Source organism: Streptomyces nanshensis (assembly GCF_001751255.1).
GTDB classification, from domain to species: domain Bacteria; phylum Actinomycetota; class Actinomycetes; order Streptomycetales; family Streptomycetaceae; genus Streptomyces; species Streptomyces nanshensis_A.
Genome location: NZ_LJGW01000212.1, coordinates 1 through 8,733 on the forward strand (window position 1 = coordinate 1; position 8,733 = coordinate 8,733).

Sequence of the window (8,733 nt, forward strand, 5' to 3'; positions counted from 1 at the left end):
GGCTCCTCGACGCCTGGTCGTACGCCGCGGGCACGGGCGGCGGTGCGGGCGGCCGGGGCCGCATCGGCCCCGCGGCGCTCGACGAGCTGTCCCGGGAGGTGGCCGACGACGCACAGGACGGCCCCGTCCATCTCGCGCGGCTCGTCGCGGCGATGGAGACCTCGGCGCAGGCGACGGGCGGCAGCCTCGCACGCGTCAGCGACACCCCGGCGGTGACCCGGGTGTGCGGAGGGGCGCTGCACCACCTGATCGAGGTCCTGCACGGCGACGGCCTGCGCTCGGCGACCACNTGGCCCGCGGTCTGGACGGCCGTACGCGGCTGCTCGTCCTCTCCGCCCTCCGGCCCTACTGGCAGGCACCCGTCCGCGCCCTCAGCACCCCGATGCGGGACGGGCAGTTGAGGGCGCCGCGGCAGCTCTGGCACGGCTGACCCGGCGGGCGGCCGTGCTCCCGCATGCGGCACCGCGTCCGGAGGCACACAGCCCGGCGACCGACAGCGCGGCCCAGCCGACCGACACCGCGACGGCCTTGGCCCGGGCCGGTCGCGGCAGCGTCGCCCCGAGCAGTGCGGCGTCGCCGAGGTCGGAGGCGACGCGTACGAGGGCGGCGGTGCGCAGCGCGGCGCCCTCCGGTGCGCACACCATCGCCAGGCCGCCGGCCAGGTCCCGCCAGACCAGCGGACGCAGCGAGATCCGTGTGGCCTCGGCGACTCGGCCGTCCTCGCCGGTGAGTCCCGAGGGCCGTGCCAGCAGCTCCGGCCGGGCCGTCACCGCGAGTCCGTACAGGGCCGTGGCGGCGCCCACCGCCCGCAGCAGCTTCACATGCACCGTGCCTCGCCTCGCCGTCCTCGTCGTCGCGGGCGGCGGCCGACGCGCGGCCCGCCCCTTGTGCCGTCCCGTGTACCCGGCGGGCAGGCGGGGAGACGCGTAAGGGGCGGGTCCGCGCATCCCCGCCCGCACACCCTGCCGCGCCGGGACGTCCGGGCGGCGGGTTCCCGAGGTCTGGAGGTCCGAGGACGGCATGGCGGAGACTCACGAAACAGGCACCGTCTTCCGGGTGGCCGGGCTCTCCGCCCCCGTGGAGATCCGCGTCGACCGCTGGGGCGTTCCACATCTGTACGCCGACCATCGCCAAGACCTCTTCCTCGCCCAGGGATTCAACGCCGCCCGTGACCGCCTCTTCCAGATCGACCTGTGGCGGCGCCGCGGACTGGGGCTGCTCTCGGAGGTCTTCGGCGCGCGCTACCTCGAAGCGGACCGTGCCGCCCGGCTGTTCCTGCACCGCGGTTCCATGGCGGAGGAGTGGCAGGCGTACGGGCCTCAAGTGGAGCCCGCGGCGCGGGCGTTCACGGCCGGGATCAACGCCTATGTGGAGCTGTGCCGGAGCCGGCCCTCGCTGCTGCCGCCGGAGTTCGCCCTCCTCGGGTACGGGCCGTCCCTGTGGGATCCGTCCGACGTGGCCCGCATCCGCAGCCACGGGCTCCACTACAACCTCGGCGAGGAGGTCGCGCGGGCGCTGACGCTGCGCGACTTCGGGCCGGAGGCGGAGGAGTTGCGGCGGATGCGCGAGCCGGGGCCGCACCGGCTGCGGGTGCCGGAGGGGCTGGATCTGTCCGTCGTCCCGGACGACGTGCTGCGGGTGTACCGGCTGGCGACGGTGCCGCCGTGGGCGCCCGGCGCACCCGGTGCGTCCGCCGCACCCGGCCGAGGTTCCGGCTCCGGTTCCGGGTCCGGAGCGGGGCCCGTGCCCGAGGGGTCGCGGGCGGGTCTGGACGGCAGCAACAACTGGGTCCTGGGTCCGTCCCGTACGGCAACGGGACGGCCGCTGCTGGCCAACGACCCGCACCGCGCGCTCACGCTGCCCTCGCTGCGCTACCTCGTCCATCTCTCCGCGCCCGGCCTCGATGTGATCGGCGGCGGCGAACCGGCGCTGCCCGGCGTCTCCATCGGGCACAACGGGCATGTCGCGTTCGGGCTGACGATCTTCCCCATCGACCAGGAGGACCTGTACGTCTACCGCACCGATCCGGACGACCCCACCCGCTACTGGTACGACGGCGGTTGGGAGCCGATGGTCCGGGTGACCGAGACCGTGCCCGTCAAGAGGACGGCGGACGACGTAGCGAAGGACATCGCCGCGAGGGAAGAAGAAGAGGTCGAGCTGTGGTTCACGCGGCACGGGCCGGTGATCCGCAGCCTGCCCGAGCGGAACGCGGCGTTCGCGGTGCGTGCGGCCTGGCTGGAGCCCGGCATGGCCCCGTATCTGGGCAGCATGAACTACATGGGGGCGCGCAGCGCCGCCGAGTTCACCGCGGCGATGCGGCGCTGGGGCTCCCCCGGCGAGAACCAGGTGTACGCGGACACCGCGGGCACCATCGGCTGGTGCCCGGCGGGCCGGGTTCCGGTCCGTCCGAACTGGGACGGCACGCTCCCCGTGCCGGGCGACGGCCGCTACGAGTGGGCGGGACACCAGGAGCCCGGACTGCTGCCCTCCGCTCGCGACCCGCGTACGGGCTGGCTCGCGACGGCGAACGAGATGAATCTGCCGCCGGACTATCCGAACGAGGAGCGCACCGTCACCTACGACTGGTACGCGCCCTATCGCTACCGGCGGATCGCCGAGACGCTGGCCGCCCGCGACGACTGGAGCGCCGAGGAGTGCGTACGGCTCCAGACCGACCACGTCAGCCTGCCCGCGCGGGCGATCCTGCCGCTGCTGGACGGTCTGGAACCGGAGCCTCGGGACGAGGAGACCGGCACGGATACGGATACAGACACGGACGACGGCACGGACGCGGCCCGCACCGCCCGGGACTTGAGCCGCGCCCTGGAGCTGCTGCGCGGCTGGGACGCGCGGCTCGGGACGGAGTCCGCCGCGGCGGCGCTCTTCGAGATCTGGTTCCGGCGCCATCTGCGTCCGGGCCTGCTGCGGTCCGCGCTGCGGCGCCTGGTGCCGGACGGGGAGATGGAGCGGGCGCTCTCCCGTGTGCTGCCGCCGGAGGACTCCGCCGCCGACGCCCGCGTCGACCTCGCGCTGCTGCTGACACCCGGCGACCGGCTGGGCCCCGAGCCCGACCGCGAGGTGCGCCGCGCAATCCGCGCCACGCTCCCCGGTGCCTGGGCGGAGGCGGAGCGGCTGCTCGGCGCGGACCCGGCTGGCTGGCGCTGGGGCGATCTCCATCACAGCCTGCTGCGGCATCCGCTGGCGGCGCTGGTGAGGGAGCGTACGGGCGGCGAACCGGAGTGGATGTCGGCGGGACCGGTGCCGCGGGGCGGCAGCGGCGACACCGTGGGCGCCACCGCGTACACCTCGGACTTCCGGCAGAGCGGCGGCGCCACCTTCCGGCTCGTCGTCGACGTCGGCGACTGGGACGCGTCGCTCGCCATGAACTCCCCCGGCCAGTCCGGCGATCCGCACAGCCGCCACTACCGCGACCTGTTCGCGGACTGGGCGGACGACGCGGCCTTTCCGCTGCTCTACAGCCGCGCGGCGGTGGAGGCGCACACGGAACAGGTCCTCCGCCTGGAACCCGGGCCAGTACCGGAGAACGGGCCGGCCCACCCGTCCGCCGGCCCGCCGCAGGGTCCGCCCGTGCAGTAGTTTTCCCGCGTACCGGACGGGGCGCGCGTCACATCCGCCTGCGGGAACCCGTCGCGTCCTCCGTCGGTTCTGCGAGAAGAGCGAGAAGAGGACGAGCAGCCGAGAAGGGGACGCGTGCCACGAGCGTCTCCGCGAGGACCGGACGCGACCCGGCACCCGGCTCTCAGCGTTCTCACAGGAAACGCACAGGCAACACTCAGAGAAGGCGCACAGGCTGTGTCCATGAACGACAACGCCGCAGCCGCCCGGCACCGTCCCTCCCGTGTCCTCGTCGTCGACGACGAGGACGCCCTGACCGACCTGCTCTCGATGGCCCTGCGCTACGAGGGCTGGGAGACGCAGGCGGCGGGCGACGGCACCTCGGCGCTGCGCACCGCCCGCGAATGGCGGCCGGACGCGGTCGTCCTGGACGTGATGCTGCCCGACATGGACGGACTGGCCGTGCTCGGCGGGCTGCGGCGCGAACTGCCCGACGTCCCCGTGCTGTTCCTCACCGCGAAGGACGCGCTGGAGGACCGGCTGGCCGGGCTGACGGCCGGCGGCGACGACTACGTCACCAAGCCGTTCTCCCTGGAGGAGCTGGTGGCGCGGCTGCGCGGGCTGCTGCGCCGAGCGGGCGCGCTGACCGTACGGGAGGAGTCCGTGCTCACCGTCGGCGATCTGACGCTGGACGAGGACAGCCGTGAGGTCGCCCGGGACGGTACGGAAATCGACCTGACCGCAACGGAGTTCGAGCTGCTGCGCTATCTGATGCGCAACCCGCGGCGGGTGCTGAGCAAGGCGCAGATCCTCGACCGGGTGTGGAGTTACGACTTCGGGGGCCGGGCCAACGTCGTCGAGCTGTACATCTCGTATCTGCGCCGCAAGATCGACGCCGGACGCTCGCCGATGATCCACACCCGCCGGGGCGCCGGATACGTCATCAAGCCCGCGGCGGACGCACCGGCGGCGGGCGGGACGGCGCCGTGACGCCGCAGCGCGGCGGCCGTGTCCGCAGGAGCCGTCCGCTGCGCACCCAACTCGTCGTCGCGGCGGTCGCGCTGCTCGCGGTGGTGTGCGCGGTGATCGGCACGATCACGGCGATAGCGGTCAACACCTCGCTGGAGTCCCGGCTCGACGACGAGCTGCGCGCATCGGTCCAGCGTTCCTTCGGCCCGCCGCGCGGTCCCCAGGGGGACTCGGACGACCTGCGCTTCGTCGCCATCCCGGGCCAGCCGATCGGCACCGTCGGGGCGCGCACCGGCGACGACGGCGAAGTGCAGCGGGCCGCGCGCAGCACGGACCCGGGCGGCGGCCCCGGCATGGATCTCGCCGACCGGCTGACCACGCTGACTGCCGCCCAGAGCACGGCACTTGACGGCGTGCCGCTCGACGGCCGCCCGCACACCGTGTCCCTGCCGGGCCTGGGCGACTACCGCGTCCAGTCCGGCGCGCTGCCCGGCGAGCAGCAGGGGCTGCTGGTCGGGCTGCCGATGAACGGGGTGCAGTCGACGCTGCGGACCCTCGTCGTGGTGGAGATCTGTGTGTCCGCAGCCGGGCTGGTCGCCGCGGGCCTCGCGGGCACGGCGATGGTACGGATCGCGCTGCGGCCGCTGCGCCGGGTGGCGGCGACGGCGGTCCAGGTGACCCGGCTGCCCCTGCACAGCGGCGATGTGGAACTGCCGCACCGGGTGGCCGAGCGGGACACGGATCCGCGTACCGAGGTCGGCCAGGTCGGCGCCGCCCTCAACAGCATGCTGGGGCATGTCTCCGCCGCGCTGGAGGCCCGGCAGGAGAGCGAGACGCGCGTACGCCGCTTCGTCGCGGACGCGAGTCATGAGCTGCGGACGCCGCTCGCGTCCATCCGCGGTTACGCGGAGCTGACGCGGCGGGTCTCGAGCGGCACGGTCCGTACGGACGGAGCGTACGGACCCTCGGGACAGCTCGAACTGACAGGCCAGGAAGGGCAGTCGGGGCCGCACGGGCAGCAACGCACAGGCGGGGAACGGGAGTCGGACGCCTCTTCCCCCAACCCCCAGGCCCCCGACGTCCGGTACGCCCTGAAGCGGATCGAGGCCGAGGCGACACGCATGTCCGACCTCGTGGAGGATCTGCTGCTGCTGGCCCGTCTGGACTCGGGCCGGCCGCTGGACGCGTCGGACGTCGGTCTCTCCTCGCTCGTCGTGGACGCCGTGAGCGACGCACGCGCCGCCGGACCGGACCACGTATGGCAGTTGGAACAGCCGGCCGAGCCCCTCGACGTACGCGGCGACGCACCGCGCCTCCACCAGGTGCTGGTCAACCTGCTCGCCAACGCCCGTACGCACACCCCTCCCGGTACGACGGTCACCACCCGGGTGCGGCCCTCGCCCTCCGGGGACGAGGTCGTCGTCGAGGTCGCGGACGACGGGCCCGGCATCCCCGCGGACGTTCTGCCGCACATCTTCGAGCGCTTCGCCCGCGGCGACTCCACGCGCTCCCGCGCCCACGGCAGTACGGGGCTCGGGCTGGCCATCGTGGAGGCGGTCGTCGCGGCGCACCACGGGCGCGTCACCGTGGAGAGCGTGCCGGGGCGGACGGTCTTCGCCGTACGGCTGCCGACGGCGGATCCGGAGCGGTGTGACTCCGGAGAGCGCGAGTCCCAACAGGCCCGGGAATCCCGGGAGTCACGACGTTCAGGGGAGCCCCACGGGCGGGACGCGCACCAGTGGGCCCGGGAGAAACCGGCGCCCCGCCAGGATTCACAGCGGACTCACAGCTACAGCAAGAACTCCTGACAGGCGGGTCGACGAGCCTACCGGCCATGCGAACACACACCTCGCCGCCGGAGGCACCAGCGGAGGCCATGCCAGCCCGCAGTCCGCTGGCCGTTCCCAGAACGGAACCGGCCCCGACCGTGCTCGACGTCGTCGTGCCCGTACACAACGAGGAGGGCTGCCTGGAGGCGTCGGTGCGGCGCCTCCACGCCTATCTCACCGGCCACTTCCCCTACGGCTTCCGCATCACCGTCGCCGACAACGCCAGCACCGACGGCACCTACCGCATCGCCACCCGGCTCGCGCTCGAACTCGGCGACGTGGTCGCCCTGCATCTGGAGCGCAAGGGACGGGGGCGCGCGCTGCACACCGTCTGGAGCCGTTCGGACGCGCCCGTGCGCGCCTATCTCGACGTGGACCTGTCCACCGATCTCAACGCGCTGCTGCCGCTGGTGGCTCCGCTGATCTCCGGGCACTCCGACATCGCCATCGGATCCCGGCTGGCCGGCGGGGCGCGGGTGGTGCGCGGCCCGAAGCGGGAGCTGATCTCCCGCTCGTACAACCTGCTGCTGCGCGGCTCGCTGCTCACGCGCTTCTCCGACGCGCAGTGCGGCTTCAAGGCGGTACGCGGCGATGTGGCGGAACGGCTGCTGCCGCTCGTGCAGGACGCCGAGTGGTTCTTCGACACGGAACTGCTGGTGCTCGCCGAGCGCGCCGGCATGCGCATCCACGAGGTGCCGGTGGACTGGGTGGACGATCCCGACAGCCGCGTCGATCTGCTTCCCACGGCGCTGGCGGATCTGCGCGGCGTATGGCGCGTGGGACGTGCCCTGGCGACGGGTGCGCTGCCGCTCGCCCGGCTGCGGCGTCCCTTCGGGGACGACCCACGCGACCACGCCCTGCGGGGAGTTCCCCGTGGACTGGCCCGCCAGCTCGCCGGATTCTGCGTCGTCGGTCTGCTGAGCACCCTCGCGTATCTGCTGCTGTACTCGCTGCTGCGGCAGGTGCTGGGCGCGCAGTCCGCCAACGCGCTGGCGCTGCTGCTGACCGCCCTGGGCAACACGGCGGCCAACCGCCGCCACACCTTCCGGGTACGGGGACGTACGGGGGTGGTACGCCATCAGGCGCAGGGGCTGCTGGTCTTCGCGATCGGGCTGACGCTCACCAGCGGTTCGCTCGCCGCGCTGGAGGCGGCGGCGCCGGATCCGCCGCACAGCACGGAGATCGCGGTCCTCGTCGTCGCCAACCTGGCCGCGACGCTGCTGCGTTTCCTGCTCTTCCGCACCTGGATCTTCGCCGGAGAGGACGGCAACGGCGGCCCCGCCCCCGGCGAGGACGCCGGCCGCGCGACGGGGCAGGGCCCCCGGCCCGCCGCCGGGCGGCACACCGGGGAAGAGAGCCCGGAGACCCACGACGGCCCCCGCACGGACAGCATCCCGGACGACCACACCCCCACGGAACGGACCACCGCATGACCGCCCTCACCCGCGCGCTCCCCTTCGCGCGCTCACCCCGCGCGGGGTCCGCCTCCGCGGCGGACCGCCCGCGCTGGGAACGCCCCGGCTACTGGGCGCTGCTCGCGCTCACGGCCGTCCTCTTCCTGTACGGGCTGGGCGCCTCGGGGTACGCCAACTCCTTCTACTCCGCCGCGGCGCAGGCCGGCAGCGAGAGCTGGAAGGCGTTCCTGTTCGGCTCCCTCGACTCGGGCAACGTCATCACCGTCGACAAGCCCCCGGCCGCGCTGTGGCCGATGGCCCTGTCCGTACGGCTCTTCGGCCTGGGGGCCTGGCAGATGCTGGTGCCGCAGGCGCTGATGGGCGTCGCCACCGTCGCCGTCCTCTACGCCGCCGTACGCCGCTGGTTCGGGCCCGCCGCCGGGCTCCTCGCGGGCGGCCTGATGGCGTTCACGCCGGTCGCGGCGCTGATGTTCCGGTTCAACAACCCGGACGCGGCGCTGTGTCTGCTGTGCGTGATCGCGGTGTACTGCCTGCTGCGCGCGCTGGAGGACACCCGCAGCAGGTGGCTGCTGCTGTGCGGCGTCGCGCTCGGGCTCGCCTTTCTCGTCAAGACGCTCCAGGCGTGGCTGATCGTGCCGCCGCTGGCCGTCGTCCATCTGGTGTGCGCACAGCCGCCGTTGCTCACCCGTGTCAAGCAACTCCTGCTCGCCGGGGCCGCGATGGTCGCAAGCTGCGGCTGGTGGATCGCCCTCGCCGAGCTGTGGCCCGCGGGATCGCGTCCGTACATCGGCGGCTCCCAGAACAACAGCTTTCTCGAACTGACCCTGGGCTACAACGGGTTGGGCCGCATCACGGGGAACGAGGTGGGCAGCGTGGGCCCGGGCGCCGGGCGCGGTCCGGGGCCCGGCGGCTACGGCGGCGGCCCGTTCGGCGGTCGCGGC

6 protein-coding genes are annotated in these 8,733 nt (G+C 73.8%); 5 read left to right on the forward strand and 1 reads right to left on the reverse strand.

Translation table 11 applies throughout. From position 1 onward, the window contains the following. Nucleotides 1-371 precede the first annotated feature (371 nt). Complete coding sequence (locus AN218_RS12345) at nt 372-827, reverse strand: hypothetical protein (RefSeq protein ID WP_070016897.1); 456 nt, start codon at nt 825-827, stop codon at nt 372-374. A 193-nt stretch (nt 828-1,020) separates the two neighbouring features. On the opposite strand from AN218_RS12345, the gene AN218_RS12350 reads away from it, so the two are divergent. The 5 genes from AN218_RS12350 to AN218_RS12370 all read left to right on the forward strand — a co-directional run. Next, on the forward strand, nt 1,021-3,600 hold the full coding sequence (locus AN218_RS12350; RefSeq protein WP_070016898.1) for a penicillin acylase family protein: 2,580 nt from the start codon (nt 1,021-1,023) through the stop codon (nt 3,598-3,600). Between the two features lie 222 nt (nt 3,601-3,822). Further along, the gene (locus tag AN218_RS12355) at nt 3,823-4,569 is read left to right on the forward strand and encodes a response regulator transcription factor (RefSeq protein WP_070016900.1); all 747 of its coding nucleotides are present in this window, start codon (nt 3,823-3,825) and stop codon (nt 4,567-4,569) included. Continuing rightward, nucleotides 4,566-6,356 (forward strand): sensor histidine kinase, encoded by a 1,791-nt coding sequence (locus AN218_RS34405; RefSeq protein WP_244900413.1) that lies wholly within the window; start codon nt 4,566-4,568, stop codon nt 6,354-6,356. The genes AN218_RS12355 and AN218_RS34405 overlap by 4 nt, the downstream gene beginning before the upstream one ends. A gap of 68 nt (nt 6,357-6,424) precedes the next feature. Then, a complete protein-coding gene (locus tag AN218_RS12365; protein WP_070016899.1) occupies nt 6,425-7,810 on the forward strand; it encodes a bifunctional glycosyltransferase family 2/GtrA family protein in 1,386 nt (461 codons plus the stop codon). Then, a partial coding sequence (locus AN218_RS12370; protein ID WP_141747546.1) for an ArnT family glycosyltransferase occupies nt 7,807-8,733 on the forward strand: 927 nt, incomplete at its 3' end. The genes AN218_RS12365 and AN218_RS12370, both read left to right, overlap by 4 nt.